Annotated in this window: 17 protein-coding genes and 1 pseudogene; 3 read left to right on the plus strand and 15 right to left on the minus strand. The window is 64.1% G+C overall.

Annotation, left to right across the window (positions count from 1 at the left end; genetic code table 11):
* Positions 1–936, plus strand: a complete 936-nt coding sequence (locus EJ073_RS16185; RefSeq protein ID WP_126056620.1) for a DmsC/YnfH family molybdoenzyme membrane anchor subunit — start codon at positions 1–3, stop codon at positions 934–936.
* A gap of 13 nt (positions 937–949) precedes the next feature.
* Here the strand turns inward: EJ073_RS16185 and EJ073_RS16190 are convergent, their stop codons facing one another.
* Positions 950–1,828: a LysR substrate-binding domain-containing protein gene (locus EJ073_RS16190; RefSeq protein ID WP_126056621.1), complete on the minus strand. Its 879-nt coding sequence runs from the start codon at positions 1,826–1,828 to the stop codon at positions 950–952.
* Positions 1,829–1,921: 93 nt separating this feature from the next.
* Here EJ073_RS16190 and EJ073_RS16195 point away from each other — a divergent pair, with 93 nt between their 5' ends.
* Positions 1,922–2,893 (plus strand): quinone oxidoreductase, encoded by a 972-nt coding sequence (locus EJ073_RS16195; protein WP_126056622.1) that lies wholly within the window; start codon positions 1,922–1,924, stop codon positions 2,891–2,893.
* A gap of 13 nt (positions 2,894–2,906) precedes the next feature.
* Here EJ073_RS16195 and pdeM read toward each other — a convergent pair whose 3' ends face one another.
* The 5 genes from pdeM to EJ073_RS16220 form a co-directional block, all read right to left on the minus strand.
* Positions 2,907–3,623 (minus strand): ligase-associated DNA damage response endonuclease PdeM, encoded by a 717-nt coding sequence (pdeM, locus tag EJ073_RS16200; RefSeq protein WP_126056623.1) that lies wholly within the window; start codon positions 3,621–3,623, stop codon positions 2,907–2,909.
* 19 nt (positions 3,624–3,642) lie between these two features.
* Positions 3,643–6,159: a ligase-associated DNA damage response DEXH box helicase gene (locus EJ073_RS16205; protein WP_126056624.1), complete on the minus strand. Its 2,517-nt coding sequence runs from the start codon at positions 6,157–6,159 to the stop codon at positions 3,643–3,645.
* Positions 6,160–6,252: 93 nt separating this feature from the next.
* Positions 6,253–7,113, minus strand: a complete 861-nt coding sequence (locus EJ073_RS16210) for an NlpC/P60 family protein (RefSeq protein WP_126056625.1) — start codon at positions 7,111–7,113, stop codon at positions 6,253–6,255.
* A 28-nt stretch (positions 7,114–7,141) separates the two neighbouring features.
* Positions 7,142–7,492 carry a MarR family winged helix-turn-helix transcriptional regulator gene (locus EJ073_RS16215; protein WP_126056626.1) on the minus strand — a complete coding sequence of 117 codons (351 nt, stop codon included), beginning with the start codon at positions 7,490–7,492 and terminating at the stop codon, positions 7,142–7,144.
* A 66-nt stretch (positions 7,493–7,558) separates the two neighbouring features.
* On the minus strand, positions 7,559–8,923 hold the full coding sequence (locus tag EJ073_RS16220; RefSeq protein WP_126056627.1) for a leucyl aminopeptidase family protein: 1,365 nt from the start codon (positions 8,921–8,923) through the stop codon (positions 7,559–7,561).
* A gap of 225 nt (positions 8,924–9,148) precedes the next feature.
* On the opposite strand from EJ073_RS16220, the gene EJ073_RS16225 reads away from it, so the two are divergent.
* The gene (locus EJ073_RS16225) at positions 9,149–9,973 is read left to right on the plus strand and encodes a tetratricopeptide repeat protein (protein WP_126056628.1); all 825 of its coding nucleotides are present in this window, start codon (positions 9,149–9,151) and stop codon (positions 9,971–9,973) included.
* A gap of 46 nt (positions 9,974–10,019) precedes the next feature.
* Here EJ073_RS16225 and EJ073_RS16230 read toward each other — a convergent pair whose 3' ends face one another.
* The 9 genes and pseudogenes from EJ073_RS16230 to EJ073_RS16270 all read right to left on the minus strand — a co-directional run bounded on the left by EJ073_RS16230 (position 10,020) and on the right by EJ073_RS16270 (position 19,222).
* A complete protein-coding gene (locus tag EJ073_RS16230) occupies positions 10,020–10,334 on the minus strand; it encodes a putative quinol monooxygenase (protein ID WP_126056629.1) in 315 nt (104 codons plus the stop codon).
* Between the two features lie 158 nt (positions 10,335–10,492).
* Positions 10,493–11,509 carry a type II secretion system F family protein gene (locus EJ073_RS16235; protein WP_126056630.1) on the minus strand — a complete coding sequence of 339 codons (1,017 nt, stop codon included), beginning with the start codon at positions 11,507–11,509 and terminating at the stop codon, positions 10,493–10,495.
* Between the two features lie 9 nt (positions 11,510–11,518).
* On the minus strand, positions 11,519–12,532 hold the full coding sequence (locus tag EJ073_RS16240) for a type II secretion system F family protein (protein ID WP_126056631.1): 1,014 nt from the start codon (positions 12,530–12,532) through the stop codon (positions 11,519–11,521).
* A 29-nt stretch (positions 12,533–12,561) separates the two neighbouring features.
* Positions 12,562–14,061: a CpaF family protein gene (locus tag EJ073_RS16245; RefSeq protein WP_126056632.1), complete on the minus strand. Its 1,500-nt coding sequence runs from the start codon at positions 14,059–14,061 to the stop codon at positions 12,562–12,564.
* Positions 14,062–14,090: 29 nt separating this feature from the next.
* Complete coding sequence (locus EJ073_RS16250) at positions 14,091–15,374, minus strand: CpaE family protein (protein WP_189347635.1); 1,284 nt, start codon at positions 15,372–15,374, stop codon at positions 14,091–14,093.
* Positions 15,375–15,402: 28 nt separating this feature from the next.
* Positions 15,403–16,143, minus strand: coding sequence for a CpaD family pilus assembly protein (locus EJ073_RS16255; RefSeq protein WP_126056634.1), 741 nt, complete (start codon positions 16,141–16,143; stop codon positions 15,403–15,405).
* A gap of 14 nt (positions 16,144–16,157) precedes the next feature.
* Positions 16,158–17,689 (minus strand): annotated as a pseudogene (locus tag EJ073_RS16260) (type II and III secretion system protein family protein).
* Positions 17,686–18,498 (minus strand): Flp pilus assembly protein CpaB, encoded by an 813-nt coding sequence (gene cpaB / locus EJ073_RS16265; protein ID WP_126056635.1) that lies wholly within the window; start codon positions 18,496–18,498, stop codon positions 17,686–17,688. The pseudogene EJ073_RS16260 and the gene cpaB overlap by 4 nt, the downstream one beginning before the upstream one ends.
* Before the next feature lie 205 nt (positions 18,499–18,703).
* Positions 18,704–19,222: a prepilin peptidase gene (locus EJ073_RS16270; protein WP_126056636.1), complete on the minus strand. Its 519-nt coding sequence runs from the start codon at positions 19,220–19,222 to the stop codon at positions 18,704–18,706.
* Positions 19,223–19,369: the final 147 nt, after the last annotated feature.

Genomic DNA, 19,369 nt, shown 5'->3' on the forward strand with positions numbered 1-19,369 from the left:
ATGCATCCCGCTTTCTCCGTCGTCTTCTTCACCACTGCCACAGGCGCCGGCTACGGCCTGCTGGCGCTGCTTGGCGTGCTCGGCGGGCTGGGCTTTGTCGAACCCGACTTCTGGCTCGGGCTCGTCGGCATGGGACTGGCGCTCGGCCTGATCGCGGCCGGCCTTCTGTCATCGACCGGCCATCTCGGGCGGCCTGAACGAGCCTGGCGCGCCTTCTCGCAGTGGCGCAGTTCCTGGCTGTCGCGCGAGGGCGTTGCGTCGGTCGCGACCTTCATCCCGGCCGGACTGTTCGGCATCGGCTGGGTGTTTTTGGGCCGCAACGGCGGCTGGGTGGCAATCGCCGGGGTGTTGGCTGCCCTCGGCGCGGTCACCACGGTCTGCACCACCGGCATGATCTATGCCTCGCTGAAGCCAATCGCGCAGTGGCACAGCCGCTTCACCCTGCCCGGCTATCTGATCTTTTCCGCGATGACCGGCGGCGTGCTTTTCAACGCGCTGCTGCAGGTCTTCGGCGTCGGTTCGGTGGCCGTGCTAGCGCTCTCGATGCTTGCCACCCTTGCCGGCTGGGGGTGGAAGCTAGCGACCTGGCGGTACAATGACCGGCTGGAAACTCCGACTACCGCCAACACCGCGACGGGCCTCGCCGGAGGCACGGTGCGGTCGCTGGAATGGCCGCACACCGAAGAGAACTATCTTCTCAAGGAAATGGGCTTTCGTATCGCCCGAAAGCACGCCGCCAAACTGCGGCGGATTACGCAGGTGCTGGCTTTCGCCTTGCCGGCCCTGCTGCTTGCCGTTGCGTCCGCTTTGCCCTGGCCGGTCGCGGCGGTCCTGTCGGTGCTTGCGGCCATCCTCCAGTTCGCCGGTATGCTGGTCGAGCGCTGGCTGTTCTTCGCCGAGGCGAAGCACACGGTCACCCTCTATTACGGCCGGTAGCGCGTTCTCTCCGTCATGCCGCCCGTGCCCGTGGCGCGGCTGGCAAGTCCTTCAGCAAGATTTCGATCGCGGCGTCGACGACGGCTGTCCGTCGGTCGTGTGCGTAAAGACCGTATTGGACCGTCAGCGTGTCGGGAACGCCAGCAGATGTCTTCAGCACCCGCATCGAAGCAGTGCGCACCGATTCGGGCGGAAGCAGCCCGACGCCCAGCCCATTCTCGATCGCTGCCTGCAGGCCGGTGATGCTCTGGCACGACAAGCCGATCCTGTGCTCCCTGCCGGCGGCAAGCAGCGCCTCGATCATACGCCTGCGCCAAGGGCAGGTTGCGCCAAAGGCGACGAGATCGAGCGGCCGCCCCGCATCCAGCTCGTAGTCGTGAGCGCAGACCCACTGCAGTTCGACGTTCCACGTCGTCAGGGCATCGGCCGCGACGACGGATGTCGGGGCGATCATGACATCCAGCACATCCTCACTCCAAAGCCGTCCCAGCGCGACACTGTGCTCGACCGTCACGTCAAGGCTGATCTCGGGATAGGTGCGATGAAGCCGCCCGAGTGCTGCCGACAGCGCTGCCGTCGTGACCTCCTCGGCGAGGCCGATACGCACGCCGCCGCCTACGCCGGCCGGCCGCAGACGTGCCACCGCCTCATCGCCCAGAGCCAGGATGCGGGTCGCGTATCCCAGAAAGAGTTCCCCCTCCGCGGTTGGCACGACACCGCGGCCGGTGCGTTGGAACAGGTGCCGTTGCAGCAATCCTTCGAGCCGCCGCATCTGCATGCTCAGCGACGATTGGGTTCTGCCGGTCTGCGCAGCGACCCTGCTCAGGCTGCCCTGCCGGCAGACCGCCACATAGGTGCGAAGAAGGTCGAGGCCTATTTGCTCAGATATCATGATCCTTGAACTCTGATGTCACGGATATCAGCCTACAATGATATCGCGCCACGCGCTATCTCCCTGCCACGAGACAGCGCAAGGAAGAAATCCATGAAAGCGATCCGCGTCCACCGCCATGGCGGGCCAGATGTGCTTGCCTATGAAGATGTCGACATCGGCCAGCCCGGACCCGGCGAGGTCCGCGTGTGCAACCGGGCGGTCGGCCTAAACTTCGTCGACATCTATTTCCGCACCGGCGAATATGCGCCGCCCGCTTTGCCATTCACGCCGGGCAATGAAGGCGCCGGCGAAATCGTCGCCGTCGGCGAAGGGGTGAGCGGCTTCGCGTCCGGCGATCGTGTCGCCTATGTCGAGACGCTGGGCGCCTATGCCGAGGAACGCATCGTGCCGGCGCATTTTGTCGTCCATCTGCCCGACGCCATCGACTTCGAGACCGGCGCGGCGATGATGCTGAAGGGGCTGACGGCGCAATATCTGCTGCGCCGCACGTTTCGCGTCGAGGCGGGCCACACCATCCTCGTGCAGGCCGCGGCGGGCGGCGTCGGCCTCATCCTGACACAATGGGCTAAGCATCTCGGCGCCACCGTCATCGGCACGGTCGGTTCGCCAGAGAAGGCCGAGCTCGCGCGCGCCAGTGGCTGCGACCATGTCATCGACTATGGCAGGGAAGACTTTGCCGCGCGGGTGAGGGAGATCACTGGTGGCGAAGGCTGTCACGTCGTCTACGACGGCGTCGGCAAGGCGACCTTTCCCGCCTCGCTCGGTTGCCTGCGGCCCTTTGGCACCTTCGTCAGCTTCGGCACGGCGTCAGGATCGATCCCGCCGTTCGACATCATGCTGCTGATGCAGAAAGGCTCGCTGTTCGCCACCTGGCCGTTGTTGTTCCATCATCTCGCCAGGCGCGAGGACGTCGTCGCCATGAGCGAAGAACTCTTCAGCGTCGTGCTGAGCGGTGCCGTGAAAATACCCTTGCACGCCCGGATCCCGCTCGCCAAAGTGGCCGAAGCGCATCGCCGGCTAGAAGCGCGGCAGACGATCGGCGCAACCGTAATGCTTCCTTAGAGCAATTCCCAGTTCAGCCTGGACGCAGCATGGCGTGGGAAATGGCGAAGATGCGTTCGGCGCCGAGCATGTAGGCCATCAGCGTCTCGCGACGGAACAGGCCTGCATAGGCGCGGTCGAGCACGTTGAGCGAGCCGGTGTAGGCGCCGAAGGCCGGCATGATCATGCGGCCGCCATCGGCGGCGAAGCAGCGCCGCCGCACCGAGCGGCCGCGCTGGACGATGCGGGCGCAAGGGTGGAGATGGCCTGATATCTCGCCTTCCACGCGCACCTTCGACGGCTCGTGCCGGAAGAGCAGCGAGCCGATGGCTAGCTCGCGCACGGTCTCGCCGGGCAGGTCGGCCGGCGCGTCGGGATCGTGGTTGCCGGCGATCCAGAACCAGTCACGGCCCGCCATCAGGCTTTCCAGCCGATCTCGGAAACTCGCGTGCATGCGCTCGGCGCCGCCGCCGTCATGGAAAGAGTCGCCCAGGCTGATGACGATCGCCGGCTGGTAGTCGGCGATCGCCGCCTGCAGCCTGAGCAGTGTCGCACCTGTATCGTAAGGCGGGATCAGCGAGCCTCGCCTGGCGAAGGAAGAGCCTTTTTCCAGATGCAGGTCCGATACCGCGAGCAGCCGCAGGTCAGGGAAGTAAAGCACGCCGCGCGGGTCGCAGACGGCGCGCTCGCCGGCGATGCCGATCAGGTCGGCCTCGGCGATCAGCGTTGCGCGCGTCAGCGAAAAATTCATCCCTCTCCGTCCCCAGTCCTTATCGGCCCATGGCCTCCTCGACCAGATCGGCGGCTTCCATCAGCAGCGTCTCGTTGGCACCGCCATTGACCGGTTCCTTGCCGATCTCCAGCATCACCGGGATCGCTAGCGGCGAAATCTGGTCGAGATGCTTATGCACGATTCGACCTCGCACACGCGAGAGCATCTCGGCGAGCCTGCTGACATCGAGCAGGCCGGCGGAGGCATCGGTGCGCGTCGCCTGCAGCAAGATATGGTCCGGCTCGTGGCTGCGAAGCACATCGTAGATCAGATCGGCCGAGACCGTCACCTGCCGGCCGCTCTTTTCCTGTCCGGGAAAGCGCTTCTCGATCAGCCCGGCGATAACCGCGCAGGTGCGGAAGGTGCGCTTCAGCATCCAGCTGTCGTTCAACCAGGCTTCGAGGTCGTCGCCCAGCATGTCCTCGTCGAACAGTTGGCCGAGTGATGGCTTCTTCGCCCTGAACAAAGCCGCCATGTCGTCCAGCGCCCAGACGGCAAGCGAATAGTCGGTGGCGACGAAGCCGAGCGGTCTCGCATGCGCGCGCTCCAGCCGCCGTGTCAAAAGCATGCCCAGCGTCTGGTGCGCCAGCCGGCCCCCGAACGGATAGGCGACCATGTAGTGGCGGTTGCCGCGCGGAAAGGTCTCGACCAGCAGGTCGCCGCGCTTCGGCAGCACCGACTTTTCCTTCTGCAGGCGAAGCCAGTCGGCGACCTGCTCCGGCAGGGCCTGCCAGCGATCGCTGTCGGCCAGCATGCCGCGCACCTGCTCGGCCAGGTAGGTCGACAGCGGGAATTTGCCGCCGGCATAGGAGGGCACGATGATGTTGGCTCCGGCGCCGTTGGAGACGACGCATTCGTTCTCGCGGATGCCTTCGAAACGCAGCACCTTGCCGGCAAACAGGAAATTGTCACCGGGGCGCAGCGTCTCGGCGAAATACTCCTCGACCTTGCCAAGCACCGGCCCGCCGCGTCCGGCCATGCCGCGCCCCTGCCGGACATAGCGGACATTGAGCTCCGGCATCTCGACGATGGTGCCGACATTCAGCCGGTATTGCTGCGCGACACTCGGATGCGAGACGCGCCACAGACCCTCCTTGGTCCGGCGGATGCGGGCATAGCGCTCATAATTCTTCAGCGCGTAGCCGCCGGTAGCGACGAAATCGATGACGCGGTCGAAGGTCTCGCGCTCCAGCGCGGCATAGGGGGCGGCGCTTCTCACCTCCACGAATAGATGCCCGGCATCGAAGGGTCCGCCGCAGGCCACGCCCAGCACATGCTGCGACAGCACATCGAGCGCGCCCTTGATCAGCGGCGGCGTGTCCTGCGCGCCAAGATAGTTGGCGTCGAGGGCGGCGCGGCATTCCAGCACCTCGAAACGGTTGGCCGGAATCAGGATCGCCTTGGACGGCTCATCCATGCGGTGGTTGGCGCGGCCGATGCGCTGCGCCAGCCGGCTTGCCCCCTTGGGCGCGCCGACATGCACGACCAGATCGACATCGCCCCAGTCGATACCGAGATCGAGCGTCGAGGTGGCGACGATGGCGCGTAGTGCATTCTCTCCCATCGCCTTCTCGACACGCCGGCGCTGGCCGACATCGAGCGAGCCGTGATGCAGCGCGATCGGCAGCGAATCCTCGTTTGCCCGCCACAGCTCCTGGAACAGCAGTTCGGCCTGGCTGCGGGTGTTGACGAACAAAATCGTCGTGCGGTGTCTTTTGATCGCCTCGTAGATTTCCGGGATGGCATAGCGGGCCGAATGACCGGACCACGGCACGCGCTCCTGCGAATCGAGAATGGAGATGTCGGGCTTGGCGCCGCCTGCCACGGTGATCAGTCCGGCCATCTCGCCGGGTGGGTTCTGCGCGACCAGCCAGCGGCGCAACTCGTCGGGCTCGGCGACGGTCGCGGAAAGCCCGATCGTCTGCAGATTGGGAACGAAAGCGCGCAGCCGCGCCAGGCCGAGCGCCAGCAGATGACCGCGCTTCGAGGTGACCAGCGAATGCAGTTCGTCGAGCACGATGTAGCGCAAATCCTCGAAGAAGCGTCTTGCATCGTTCGAGGCGATCAACAGGGCAAGCTGCTCGGGCGTCGTCAGCAGGATGTCGGGCGGCGCCAGCTTCTGCCTTTGGCGCTTGTGCGAAGGCGTGTCGCCGGTGCGCGTCTCGATGGTGACGGGAAGCCCGATCTCTTCCACTGGCTTGCCGAGATTGCGCTCGATGTCGACGGCCAGCGCCTTGAGCGGCGAAATGTAGAGCGTGTGGATGCCGCGATGCGCCTCGCCGGGCTTCCGCCTGGGACGGTTGGCAAGTTCGATCAGCGAAGGCATGAAGCCGGCGAGCGTCTTGCCGGCGCCGGTCGGCGCGATCAGCAGCACCGACTGGCCGGCTTGCGCCCGCGCCAAAAGTTCAAGCTGATGGGCGCGCGGCGACCAGCCCTTCTGCCCGAACCATCTGACGAATGGCTCGGGCAGCACCACGGCGGCATTCCGTTCGGCAAGGCGCGGCTGCTCTGTCACGCGCCAGAGGTAGCGCGACGGCGCGCGATCGCCAAGAAAAATCGGAACAAAAGGGGATCAACGTTCCTCGCCCCGTTTACGGGGAGAGGAAGGTCAGGGCCGCCGAAACCCCGTCGGGCCGCCATAGAGATAGCCGATGCGCTCGACGGCCTCCTTCAGCCCTTCGCGCGAGACCAGCATTGTGTGGCCGTTGGCGTGGATCATGGTGTCGGGGTCGGTCATGATCGCGACATGGCCCTTCCAGAAGACGAGGTCGCCGCGCCGCAAGCCCGCGAAGTCAGGTCCCGGATCGAGCGGCTCGCCGATCGATGCCGCCTGCATGTCGGAGTCGCGCAGCACGTCCTTGCCCGTCATGCGCATCGCCAATTGCACGAGGCCGGAGCAGTCGATGCCGAAGCCGGAGACGCCGCCCCACAGATAGGGCGTGCCGAGAAAACCCTCCGCAACCGAAACATAGTCGGTCGCAACTTCGCCTATGGATCGCAGATGGGCCGCGATAAGCGCCTGGCCGGACGACAAAAGGGCATAGGGCGTGCCGCGCGTTTCGGCCGAGCCCGTCACAGTCACCGCCGAGCCCATCGACAATTGGCCGCTTACCGGGATGCGCAGGTCAGGGCCAGGATAGAGGAAGGTGCGCGGCACCGAGACGACATGGGTCGGCGCGTGATCCCTCGCCCCAAGCACGGTGTCGGCGACATAGCCGACATAACCGTCGCGCTCGGCCTGGATCCAGGCCCAGCCTTCCCTCTCCTCGAAGACCAGGACATCGTCGCCGAACACGGCCTGCGTGTTGACGCCGGCATCCCAGCGCGGTGCCTTGCGCAGATCCGCCACCGGAACGGAAATCCGCGCCGGTAGCCCGGCGACGAAACGCTCGGCTGAAACCTCGCCTTTCAGCCTGGCATCGGCGAGATCGGAACGGAAGGCGTGGAGGCGGGCATCCCTGGCGGTCAAATCGGCACTCGGTCAGATGGACGATCGGTCAGATGGGCAGTTCATGGGCCCTAGCGATGATACCATCGCCGAAGCGCTCGACAAAGAGCGCGCCCTCGACGGTACGCCTGATCAGGACGTTGCGCTTGTCGAGCTCATCGCGGTGGCGCGACACCAGCTTCAGCGCGCCCATCGTGTCGAGCGCTCGCGTGATGACCGGCTTGGTGACGTTGAGCCGGGCCGCGAGCCCACGCACCGTATGCGGCGGCGGGTCGAGATAGATGGTGAACAGGATCGCCGTCTGGCGCATGGTGAGATCGGGCGCGCCGTCGCGCACCTGCGACAGCATCACCTGCTGCCACAGTCTGAGAGCCTGGCTGGGGCGCATCGAGATCGACATCGCCCCAGCATGCCGGCAAATTGTTTCGGTTCCGTTTCAGTACCGGCGTATTTGGCCCCAAAGGCATCACCCGAAACGCCTGGAGATAATCCGCTCCAGCGCGCGAATGCCCTGCGCCTCGCCGCCGGCAATGCCATGCGCGCGATCCGACGGATTCCAGGCGAAGATGTCGAAATGCGCCCAGCGCGGCGTCTTCTCGACGAAGCGTTTGAGGAAAAGCGCCGCAGTGACCGAGCCGGCGAAGCCATCGCTGGTGACGTTGTTGATGTCGGCGATCTTCGACGACAGCTTTGCATCGTAGGGTCGCCACAAGGGCATGCGCCACAGCGGATCCTCGACCGCCATCGATGCCGCCGACAGCTCGGACGCCAGCACCTCATCGCCGGTGTAGAAGGGCGGCAGATCCGGACCGAGCGCGACACGGGCAGCGCCGGTCAGCGTCGCCATGTCGACGAGCAGCTCGGGCTGTTCGTCATCGGCCAGCGCCAGCGCATCCGCCAGCACCAGCCGCCCCTCGGCGTCGGTGTTGCCGATCTCGACGGTGATGCCCTTGCGGCTCGTCAGCACATCGCCCGGCCGGAAGGCGTTGCCGGCTATCGAGTTCTCGACCGCCGGGATCAAGACGCGCAGCCGTACGTTGCGCCTGGCGGCCATAATCATGGAGGCAAGGCCCAGCACGTTGGCGGCGCCACCCATGTCCTTCTTCATCAGCAGCATGCCTGATGACGGCTTGATGTCGAGGCCGCCGGTGTCGAAGCAGACGCCCTTGCCGACCAGCGTCACCTTCGGCGCCTCCGGTGGGCCCCAGAGCATGTCGATCAGCCGCGGCGCGTTTGTGGAGGCGCGGCCGACCGCGTGGATCATCGGGAGGTTCTGCTTGAGGAGATCGTCGCCCATGATTACCGACACCTCGGCCTGGTGCGTGGCGGCCAAGACCCGCGCCGCTTTTTCCAGCTCGTCCGGTCCCATGTCGCTGGTTGGCGTGTTGACGAGGTCGCGGGTCAGGAAAACGCCATCGGCGATGCGGCGGACATGCGCGGCATCGGCGCCCGCCGGCAGGGCGAAGCGGAGCTGCCTGCCGGGCTTCTTGCCATAGCGGGTGAAGGCATAGCCGCCAAGCACAAGCCCGATCGCCGCAAGGTCCGGCCAGGCCGGCTCGACGGCGAAGTGCCAGTCACCTTCCGGCAGGGCTCTCGCCAGGGCACCAACGGTGAGCGCGCCATCGCCATCGCCAAGGCCGAACAGGACGCCGGCAAGCGCGCCGTCCTCGCCCGGCAAGGGCAGCGTCCTGCCGGCCTCGCCGGAAAAGCCGTTGGCCCGGGCCCAGGCAATCACGGCAGGTGCCAGACCCGCGGCATCAAGGCCGCCGCCCGCGACCAGGTGGACCGGCAGGGCGGTCGCTGATTTCGTCTCGACGAGTTCGACTGGCATTCGATGGTCTCCGCTAGAGCAATTCCAGGAAAAGTGTGTAGCGGTTTTCCGTCCGGAATTGCGAAGAAGCAAATAGTTAGAGCGGTTCGGCGATTCCATGAAACGCTGAACCGCTCTAACGCCGTCCGACTCGGCGTTCTTAACTGTCCGTTAGGGTTAACAGAATATTTCTTCGGGAGGGAAGACGGCCACACAAGGCCGCACACATATGGAGGCCGCAGGCCGATGCTGATCAATGGTTTGATGAACACGGGCAAGCGGCTGATCACCACGGTCTTCATGGCTGCACTCGCGGCAAGTGTCGCCGGCTGCGGTACCAGCAAGCTCACGACTGGCTCCATCGTACGGTCCGACAGCAGGCCGCTGGAGACCATGTCTGCCTCCGAGCTGCACAGCGCGACGGCCAGGCTCGGCGAATCCTATGCCAGGAACCCCAACGACAAGCGGATCGCCACCAATTACGCGGCGGCGCTGCAGATGGATGGCGACGCGGACCAGTCGCTTGCCGTGATGCGCAAGCTGGCGATCGCACTGCCCAAGGACCGCGACGTGCTCGCCGCCTACGGCAAGGCGCTCGCCGCCAACGGGCAGTTCGAGCCGGCGCTGGATGCTGTGCGCCGCGCGCAGACGCCTGAATATCCGGACTGGCGGCTGGTGTCGGCCGAAGCCGCGATCCTCGACCAGCTCGGCCAGCGGGACGAGGCGCGCCAGGACTACCGCAAGGCGCTCGACCTCAAGCCGAACGAACCCTCGATCCTGTCCAATCTCGGCATGTCTTATGTGCTGGAAGGCGACCTGCGCACCGCCGAGACCTACATGCGCTCGGCGGCCCAGCAGCCGAACGCCGACAGTCGCGTGCGCCAGAATCTGGCGCTGGTCGTCGGCCTACAGGGCCGCTTCGACGAGGCCGAGAAGATCGCCTCGCAGGAGCTCTCGCCCGAACAGGCGCAAGCCAATGTCGCCTATTTGCGCCAGATGCTCGCCCAGCAGAACGCCTGGAACCAGCTGAAGGACCAGGACAAGGCAAAAGACACGCCCGCGACCAACTGACGGCATCGCCAGCGTCAGCCGATTCCTCAAGGTCATCGGCAATGGATCAGTTTGAAATTTGAGTTTTAGCTTTCAGCGAGATCGGATCGGTTTCGATCAGACGGAGGGACTTCACCATACCGGCGGTCTCGGCCTTGTATTTGAGAAAATGTGGCGTGGTCAGGTGCGCTTCATAAGCCGCCTGATCGGCATAACCTTCAATGACGCGGACGATATGCGGGCTTTCTCTGACCGACACCGCGAATAGAAAAAGCACCCCAGACTCTAGCCTCACAGAGGCTTCCGTCTCTTCAGAGATGAGAGCGGCGTAGGCGTCGAGGCAGTCGGCGTCGATCTCCAGGTCCGCTATCCTCACAATCATTGGCTATCCGTTTCATGTATGGCCTGCATGCAGCCGGCTTCTCGGCTTCCCTCTTCTCGATCTGCGCGACAATGATCTACCAAAGCTGGTCAGTAACGCCAGCGGCCATTGCCGGCGTCAAGCGCAGCCTTTTTCGTCAGCTTCCGGGTGTCGCTGCCCTACTGACTGCTTGAATTGTGCTGATCGCCGAAGATGCCGCGCTGGCTGACCTGGATGCCGGCCGGCCCCAGGATGATGGCGAACAGCACCGGCAGGAAGAACAGGATCATCGGCACGGTGAGCTTGGGCGGCAGGGCGGCTGCCTTCTTCTCCGCCGCGTTCATGCGCATGTCGCGGCTTTCCGAGGCCAGCACGCGCAGCGCATGCGCGACCGGCGTGCCGTAGCGCTCGGCCTGGACCAGCGCCTGCGACACCGACTTGACCGATTCCAGGCCGGTGCGGCTGGCAAGGTTCTCGTAGGCCACCTTGCGCTCCTGCAGATAGGAGAGCTCGGCGTTGGTGAGCACGAACTCTTCCGCGAGCGCCACCGACTGACCGCCGATCTCGTCGGCGACCTTGCGCAGCGCTGCTTCCACGGACATGCCCGACTCAACGCAGATCAGCATCAGATCCAGCGCGTCCGGCCACGCCATCTGGATCGACTGCTTGCGCTTGGTGGCGCGGTTGTTGACGTAAAGGATCGGCGCATAGAAGCCGCCATAGGCAACCACAACGCAGACAAACAGCTTGATGAAGGGTGGCTGCTGGGGCAGGCCGCCGAGCACGAACAGGTAGACGGCCGCGAGCGCGAAACCGACGAAGGGCAGGACCAGGCGGAAGAACAGGAAGCGCGTCAGCGGATTCTGGCCGCGAAACCCGGCCACTTTGAGCTTCTGCAGCGTGCCTTCATCGGCCAGCGCGCGCCTCAGGTCCAGCCGATCGACGATGTTGCGCATGCCGATCGACTGCTCTTCGCGCAGGCCCTTGCGGCGGCGATCGGCTTCGTTGGCCAGCCGTGCGCGCTGCTTGGCGCGCAGTTCCTCGCGCTCCAGCGCCACCGATTTCATGCGCGACTTAAGCTGGTTGCCGCCAAGCGCCGGCAAGAGCGTGAAGACCGTCGCGAACACCGCGATGCCGACCAGCAAGGCGATCAGAAAGCCGGGGTCGGTGAGGGATTTGACGACCTGGTCTGTCACTGACGCCCCCTAGACTTCGAAGTTCATCATCTTACGCATCACCAGGATGCCGATCGACATCCAGACCAGCGAACAGCCGATGATCAGGTTGCCCGTGCTGGTGGTGAACAGCGGCATGATGTAGTTCGGGCTCGACAGGTAGACGAGGAAGGCGACGACGAAAGGCAGGGCGCCGATGATGACGGCCGATGCCTTCGCCTCCATCGACAGCGCCTGCACCTTGGCCTTCATCTTCTTGCGGTCGCGCAGCACGCGCGAGAGGTTGCCAAGCGCCTCGGAGAGGTTGCCGCCCGCCTGTGACTGGATCTGGATGACGATGCCGAAGAAGCCCGCCTCCGCGCACGGCATGGTTTCGGACATGCGGATGGTGGCGTCGGGGATCGACATGCCCATCTGCTGCGAATCGATGATGCGGCGAAACTCGGTCCTGACCGGCTCCGGAGACTCGTTGGCGATCAGACGGATGGCATCGTTGAGTGGCAGGCCTGACTTGACCGCGCGCACGATGATGTCGAGTGCGTTCGGAAACTCGTTGAGGAATGCCTTGACCCGGCGGCTGCGGCGGAACGAGACGAACCAGCGCGGCAAGCCGAACGCGCCGGCCAGCAATGCGCCCGGCAGCACCAGAAGGGGCGCGCCGGCCACGTAGGCGAGCACCATGAGGGCGATGCCGCAGATCGCCGAGTAGATATAGAAGCGCTCGATGGAGACCTGCATGCCGGCCTGGCGGATCTGCACCTTGAGCGGCGGCTTCTTGACGATGCGATCGTTGGATCTCTGCTTTTCGTCGAGCTGCTTCAGCGTATCCTGGAGGGACTTTCGCCGCTTTACCGCCTCGGCGGCGCGGTCGCGCGAAGCCTTGACGATCGACCGGTCGGTTTCAGCCGTCTTGATGGTCTCAAGCCGCTTGCCGACCTGCTTCTCGTTGCTGATACGGGTGAACAGGAAAGCATAGGCGACCGCGCCGGCGCTGAAGCCAGCCAGCACGACAAACGCAAGTACGGTGCTGTCAATTCCGAACATCGACCAGAGCCCCTACGCCTCCAAATGCGTCAGCCAGCGTTTTTCTCCATAGCCTCGAGCGCGGTCGCGAGGCGCTGCTCCTCGCCATAATAACGGGCGCGATCCCAGAAATGTGGACGGCCGATACCGGTCGACACATGCTCGCCGATCAGCCGGCCGCCCGCGTCCTCACCCTTGATGTTGTAGAGGATGAGGTCCTGCGTGATGATGACGTCGCCTTCCATGCCGATCACTTCGGTGATGTGGGTGATGCGGCGCGAGCCGTCGCGCAGGCGGGCCGCCTGGATGATCACGTCGACCGAGCCGACGACGATCTCGCGCACGGTCTTCTGCGGCAGCGAATAACCGCCCATCGCGATCATCGATTCGATACGGTTCAGGCACTCGCGTGGGCTGTTGGAGTGGATCGTTCCCATCGAACCGTCGTGGCCGGTGTTCATCGCCTGCAACAGGTCGAACACTTCCGGTCCGCGCACTTCGCCGACGATGATCCGCTCGGGCCGCATGCGCAGGCAGTTCTTGACCAGGTCGCGCATCGTCACCTCGCCCTCGCCCTCGAGATTGGGCGGACGGGTTTCGAGGCGAACCACATGCGGCTGTTGCAGCTGCAGTTCGGCGGAGTCCTCGCAGGTGATGACGCGCTCCTCGCGGTCGATGTAGTTGGTCAGGCAGTTGAGCAGGGTCGTCTTGCCTGAGCCGGTGCCGCCCGAGATGACGACATTGCAGCGGACTCGGCCGATGATCTTGAGGACCTCGGCGCCCTGCGGCGAGATCGCGCCGAACTTGACCAGCTGGTCGAGCGTCAGCTTGTCCTTCTTGAACTTGCGGATGGTGAGGGCGGTGCCGTCGATGGAGAGCGGCGGCGCGATGACGTTGACGCGGGAACCGTCGGGAAGGCGGGCGTCGCAGATCGGGCTCGATTCGTCGACCCGGCGGCCAACCTGGCTGACGATGCGCTGGCAGATATTGAGGAGCTGCTGATTGTCGCGGAAGCGTATGCCGGTCTGTTCGACCTTGCCGTTGACTTCGATGTAGACGTTCTTGGAGCCGTTGACCATGATGTCGGCGATGTCGTCACGGGCAAGCAGCGGCTCCAGCGGCCCGTAGCCGAGCACATCGTTGCAGATATCCTCGAGCAATTGCTCCTGCTCGGCGATCGACATCGCGAAATTCTTGATCGCGATGATGTCGTTGACGATGTCGCGGATTTCCTCGCGCGCGCTTTCGGGATCGAGCTTGGCGAGCTGCGACAGGTCGATCGTGTCGATGAGGGCGGAAAAGACCTGGCTCTTGGTGTCGTAGTAGGTCTCGCTGCGCTCGCGCTGGACCTTCTTCGGCTCCGGCGCCAGCGGCGGCGGCTCGACCGGGCGGCGGGCGGGCTGAGCGGCCGGCTCTCCGGCCTGCGGCGGCGCGGCGGGCCGCGCAAGAACCGCGGCGTCCGCGGATCCAGGCGCCGCCGGCCCCGGTGCCGGCTGGCGGAATTCCGGCTTGAACCGGTTGCCGTCGTCAGAGCCTCTCTTACCAAACATGATCGACTACCAATTCCGCCGCCTGAGCGTTATTTCTTGTTGCGCGAGAGCTTGCCGAGAAGCGAGCCGAGACCCGCCTTCTTCTTGGTCTTGATTTCGCTGCGTCCGGTCAGCACATGCGCGATCTCGTCGATGATGCCTACGATCGGGCTCTTGGCATCCATCTCGCCCAGCATGCGCCCGTTGTTGGCCGCGTTGCCAAAGAGCAGCGGTTCGAACTGGATGACCGCCATCGGCGTGATGCCGAGCGGCTCGGCAAAATCCGACGGCCCGATCTCGGGACGCTTCGGCACGCCCGCCTGATTGATGACGAGCCTTGGCGCCGGATCGTTCGGACGCAGCCTTTTCAGCATGTCCACCATGTTCTTGGTGTTGCGCAGATTGGCCAGTTCCGGCGTCGCGGTGATGACGACCTCATCCGCCTTGATGAGGATGCTCTTGGCCCATCCCGTCCAGACATGCGGGACATCGAGGACCAGGAGCGGCGCGCTGCGCTGGGCCGTGTCGATAAGCTGCGAGAAGGCGTCGGGATCGAAGTCGTAGACCCGCTCGAGCGTGGATGGGGCCGCAAGCAGCGACAGGTGTTCTGCGCATTGCGCAAGCAACCGGTCGAGATAGACCTCGTCGACGCGCTCGGGCGAAAACACCGCCTCTGCGATGCCTTGCGCCGGATCCTGGTCGAAATTGATGTTGGCCGTTCCGAAGGCAAGATCGAGATCGGCCACGACCACTTCGGACTTGAACAGCGACGACATCGCCCAGGCGACATTGTGGGCGATGGTCGAGGAGCCGACGCCGCCCTTGGCGCCGATGAAGGCGATCGAGCGGCCGATCGGCTCGGCCTCCGGATCGACGAAGATCGACGAAACCACGCTGACGATGTCGGTCATCGACACCGGTGCGATGACGTATTCGGAAATGCCGGAGCGGATGAGCTCGCGATAGAGGCCGACGTCGTTGTAGTGGCCGATCACCACGACCTTCGAGGACGGATCACAATATTCGGAAAGCTGCGCCAGCTGCTCCAGCAGTTGCTTGGGCTCGCTGCGGGATTCGAGCAGGATCAGGTTGGGCGTCGGCGCCGACTGGTAGAACTCGATCGCGGTGGCGATGCCGCCCATATGAACCTTCAGATGGGCCTTCGCCATGCGCCGGTCCTCGCCGGCGAGGCGGACCGGACTGGCGACGCCCTCGGTTTCGCAAAAAGCCTGGATCGAGATGCGCGGGACCGGCCGCAAGGCCTGCATCGCGGCGATGTCCTGTTGCGAGGTATCGCCACCATCCAGTGGCGCGTCATAGGCAAGATTGCTCATCGTCATGCTCTCTCCCTGACTTGCGCCACTAGTAGGTCACTTCCGAGTTGCCGAGGAACTCGTCCGAAATGCCTCTGCTGCGATAGATGTCGATCACCTTGCTGCGGTTTTCGGCATCGATGTCGGATTGCTTGCGCGGCCCCAGCAGATCGGCCGGATTGGCCATCTGAGCGGCGAGGTTGTTCTGATACGAGCAGCCATAGTCGGCATAGTGCTTGTTTTCCGACGTCTGAAGCAGGTCTTCGGGCCAGCGTCCGCATTTGTCGGTCTGGGCCTTGATCGAGACGTAAGCGACGCGCACCGGCGCGGACGCTTCAGGCGATACCGACTGGTAGGACGTCATGACGATCCGGCTCCGGCTGACGCCGGCTGCGATGGCAAGCCTGGCGAAGTCGCGGCTGGCGGCGGCCGCGGCCACCTCGTTGGCCGACCCGACCGGGGCCGCGATCGTCAGCGCCGGGGCGGCGCTCTTGTCGTAGCCGTCGAGGAAGCCGAGCAGCGTATCGCGCTGGGAACCGGTCATGCCGCGGTCACCGGCGCCGACGGGAAGATCGATCTTCTGGTTTTTTTCAGCGATCACGATCGGATGGCTGGTGCGATAGTCGTCGGGGATGGCACCGACCGTAACGCTGTCGCGCTTCCAGCCTGCGCAGCCGGCAAGGGATGCGGCGAGCATGACCGCCAGGACCGGTGCGGCCGAGCGGCGGATCCGCTCGCGACCGGACTGTACTGGCGCTGCGGTCCCGATGATCTTCGATGACTGGAACATGTCCGCTTCCCCGCTCACTTGTAGATGAAGCCGACAACGCCGTGATAGCGGCCGTTGGGCCTGTCGGTCTGCATGGTGCCGTAGACGCGGTTGACGCGACCAAGGAACATGCCCGCGCCGTCGCTCGGCGCGTTGAAGTTGTCGTCCGGCTTGGCAAGTTCATTGCGCGCGACCGGCCTGGCCAGATAGGGCGTGATGATGATGACGAGCTCGCTTTCGTTGCGCACGAAGTCCTTGCTGCGGAAAAGCGTGCCGAGCACCGGGATCTTGGCCAAGCCTGGCAGCCCCGAAACAGCCTGACGAATATCGTCACGGACAAGGCCGGCTATCATCATCGAACCGCCCGACGGCAATTCGACCGTCGTATCGGCCAGTCTCTTGCGAATCGACAGCAAGGTGGTTCCCGGCAGAGCGCCGCCCCCTCGAGGGTGGTCGCGCCTTCTGCAGTCGGCTCCGAGACGGACGTCCTGACCTTGAGACTGATCCGCCCAGCCGACAGAACCACCGGCTGGAACTCGAGGCCGATGCCGTATTCGAGCTTGTCGTTGGTGTATGTGATTTGGCCCGTTTGGTTGTCAGTCGACGTGTTGCTCGTCCGCGAAGTGATGAGATTGAACTCACCGCCCACCTTGAATGTTGCCTTTTCGCCCGAAACAGCTGTCAGGGTCGGTTCCGCAAGCGTCTTCATGACGCCGCTTTGTTCCATGGCATTGATGTAGGACTGGAGTTCCGCAGTACCTAGCGACAGTCCAGAGCTTTGCGAGAGCGGTTTGCCCAATCCGTAGTTGGTCGAGCTGACGGCACCCCAGGTGATGCCATTGCTGCCGCCATTGCCGACCATGTTGACGCCGAGTTGCTTCATCACCGAGCGGCTGACTTCCGCCACCGTCACCTTGAGCGTCACCTGGTCGTCGCCGATGATCTGCAGCAGGTTGACGATCTTCGAGACGCGGCGTTCCTGGTCGGGATTGTTGATATCGACACCGCCATTGGCCGACCCACCGGCGGCGGTCTGCGAATATTGTCCGGTGGTCGCCTCGCCGCCAGACACAAAGATGGTCGCCAGATCGACCGCGCGCTTGGCGTCGAGGGGGGTGTCCACGGTTCCGGTCAAGACGACGTTGTCGTTCAAAAGTTCGACCTTGATCTCGGAGGTCGGAAGGAAGCGCTTGAGGTAGTCCTCCAATCCGGCGACGTCGCGTTCGACCGCAAGGTCCAGGCTGACGATCTGCTCGCCATTGGGACCGAAGACGAAGATGTTGGTCTCGCCCACGGCCTTGCCGAACAGATAGATGCGCCTTGCCGTGCGCGTCACCGCATCGGCGACCGCCGGATTGGCAACGAGAATGTCATAGGCGTCGCTGGGCAGGTCGATGACCACCGACTTGTTGAGGCCGAGCTTTACGCGCTGCGTGGCGGTGGACGCCGACACCTGGGCGCTCCTTTTCGCGGCCTTCGCCTCGATAACTCCAGGCGCGCTGGTGCCGAGCAGGAACAGGCCGATCGCCGCTGCCACCATGAAGGGCAGTTTACCCTTTAGCCTCATTTCCTTGCTCCCACTTCGGAAACTTCGCCCGACTTGATCATCCGCACCGTGCCGCGCCGGCCGTTGCCGGAGACGAGGTAGTCAGCCTCGTTCAGATTCTTTTCGCTGGTGTCCGTGATCGAACGCAGCGCCAACGTCAGGCGATCGGCCATCTGCTGCGCGACCGTGATGATTTCGGCCTGCTGCGGCGTCAGCTCCAGAGTGGCTGTCTGGCCAACCCTGGTCTTCTTGCCCTCCTCGTCCTCCTGGATGGTCTGGTCGATCGCCAGGACGCGGATGTTCTTCAGGATGGTCTCGGTGGTGAAGCCGCTGCCACCCGTTCCAGTGTCGGAACGGCGGGTCATGATGACGTCAACGAAATCATTGGGAAGGATGAAGCCACCCGCCGAAGTGTCGGCAGATATGGCAGTGGCGACGGCGCGCATGCCGCTGGGCAGAATTGACGACATGAAGCTCTGCCCCTCGCCGATCAGCTTGGAGCGCCTCAGCGGCTCGCCCGTGTACATCGCCACGCGGGCAACGGAGCCCTTCAGCTTATCCAGCGCATCGGGCTCGGCGGCTCGGGTGATGAAATTGGCATTGATGCCGCCGGACGGCCAGGACTCCCAGCTGATGTTGTTCTCCAGCGGGCTGCCCATGGCGACATCGCCGGACAGGACGAGCACGTCCTGCAGGGCGATGGCCGGCGCCTTGGGGGAATCGACGGTGACCTGGGGCGGCGGAGCCACCACCATCTTCTTCGCGACATAGCCTGCGCCGCCCGCCGCGGCCACCGCCACGCTTAGTATTATCAGTCGGGATGCTGGCATCTGTCCGAACCCTCGCCTTTGGCAAACCACCTAGCCAGGGGGACTTTGCAGCCGCAATCGTCAAAACAAGGTTAATGCAATGCTTACGATCGTGATTAATTTAAGGTTTACATAAATTAGAAGGAACTGCCTCCGGAATGCGAAAAGGGCGGCCAAGCCGCCCGAATCAAAAGCGAGACGCGTCGATCGCGGGACAATGAAGAGGCTATGTGGCCAGCCTTGCCAGCGCCCACACCACCAGAGGCGAATCCGGATAGATGAGCAACCCGCCAATGCCGAGCGCGATGCCGTAGGGTATGCCGTTCGTTTCGTCGGCGAAGTGGCGCAAAAATGGATTATGGCCGGTAAAGGATGCCAGCGGCGATTTCCGGTAGGCGAGGATGGCAAGCGTCAGGAGGCCGCCGATGAACGTCGAAACCACAAGATATTCGACAAGATGGATGTTGAAGCCCATCCACAGCGACGTGGCGGCGAGCAGTTTGGCGTCGCCGCCGCCCATGCCGCCCAGCGCGAACAGGCCGAAGGTCACGGCCAACACCAGGAAGCCTGCCGCAAAATGCCAGCCACAGGTCGCCCAGTCCATTCCAGTCAGCGGCGCCACCAGGGCAAACACGGTCACCAGCAGCACCGACACGCGGTTGGCGATCGTCATCGACAATATGTCCGAGATCGCGGCAAACAGCATGCAGAACGGAAAGACGACGAAGATCAGGGCTTCAAGCATGGGTGGCGCCTGTGATCAAACCATACCTGGCGCCAGCCTAGGTAGGTTCGATTAACGAATGATGAGACCGGGACTTCAAAATCGCCGGCATGGCAAAAATAAGGGCCGCCAATGAGGCGGCCCTTATTTGAAAGCAAGCTGGTTGCT

The organism is Mesorhizobium sp. M4B.F.Ca.ET.058.02.1.1 (assembly GCF_003952505.1).
Lineage (GTDB): Bacteria > Pseudomonadota > Alphaproteobacteria > Rhizobiales > Rhizobiaceae > Mesorhizobium.

Coding starts and splice junctions, on each gene's coding strand:
- EJ073_RS16270 (WP_126056636.1), bottom strand. CDS start 19,222: ATGCTTGAAGCCCTGATCTTCGTCGTCTTTCCGTTCTGCATGCTGTTT.
- EJ073_RS16190 (WP_126056621.1), bottom strand. CDS start 1,828: ATGATATCTGAGCAAATAGGCCTCGACCTTCTTCGCACCTATGTGGCG.
- EJ073_RS16250 (WP_189347635.1), bottom strand. CDS start 15,374: ATGAGCAATCTTGCCTATGACGCGCCACTGGATGGTGGCGATACCTCG.
- EJ073_RS16185 (WP_126056620.1), top strand. CDS start 1: ATGCATCCCGCTTTCTCCGTCGTCTTCTTCACCACTGCCACAGGCGCC.
- EJ073_RS16240 (WP_126056631.1), bottom strand. CDS start 12,532: ATGTTCGGAATTGACAGCACCGTACTTGCGTTTGTCGTGCTGGCTGGC.
- EJ073_RS16215 (WP_126056626.1), bottom strand. CDS start 7,492: ATGTCGATCTCGATGCGCCCCAGCCAGGCTCTCAGACTGTGGCAGCAG.
- EJ073_RS16225 (WP_126056628.1), top strand. CDS start 9,149: ATGCTGATCAATGGTTTGATGAACACGGGCAAGCGGCTGATCACCACG.
- cpaB (WP_126056635.1), bottom strand. CDS start 18,498: ATGCCAGCATCCCGACTGATAATACTAAGCGTGGCGGTGGCCGCGGCG.
- EJ073_RS16195 (WP_126056622.1), top strand. CDS start 1,922: ATGAAAGCGATCCGCGTCCACCGCCATGGCGGGCCAGATGTGCTTGCC.
- pdeM (WP_126056623.1), bottom strand. CDS start 3,623: ATGAATTTTTCGCTGACGCGCGCAACGCTGATCGCCGAGGCCGACCTG.
- EJ073_RS16220 (WP_126056627.1), bottom strand. CDS start 8,923: ATGCCAGTCGAACTCGTCGAGACGAAATCAGCGACCGCCCTGCCGGTC.
- EJ073_RS16245 (WP_126056632.1), bottom strand. CDS start 14,061: ATGTTTGGTAAGAGAGGCTCTGACGACGGCAACCGGTTCAAGCCGGAA.
- EJ073_RS16255 (WP_126056634.1), bottom strand. CDS start 16,143: ATGTTCCAGTCATCGAAGATCATCGGGACCGCAGCGCCAGTACAGTCC.
- EJ073_RS16230 (WP_126056629.1), bottom strand. CDS start 10,334: ATGATTGTGAGGATAGCGGACCTGGAGATCGACGCCGACTGCCTCGAC.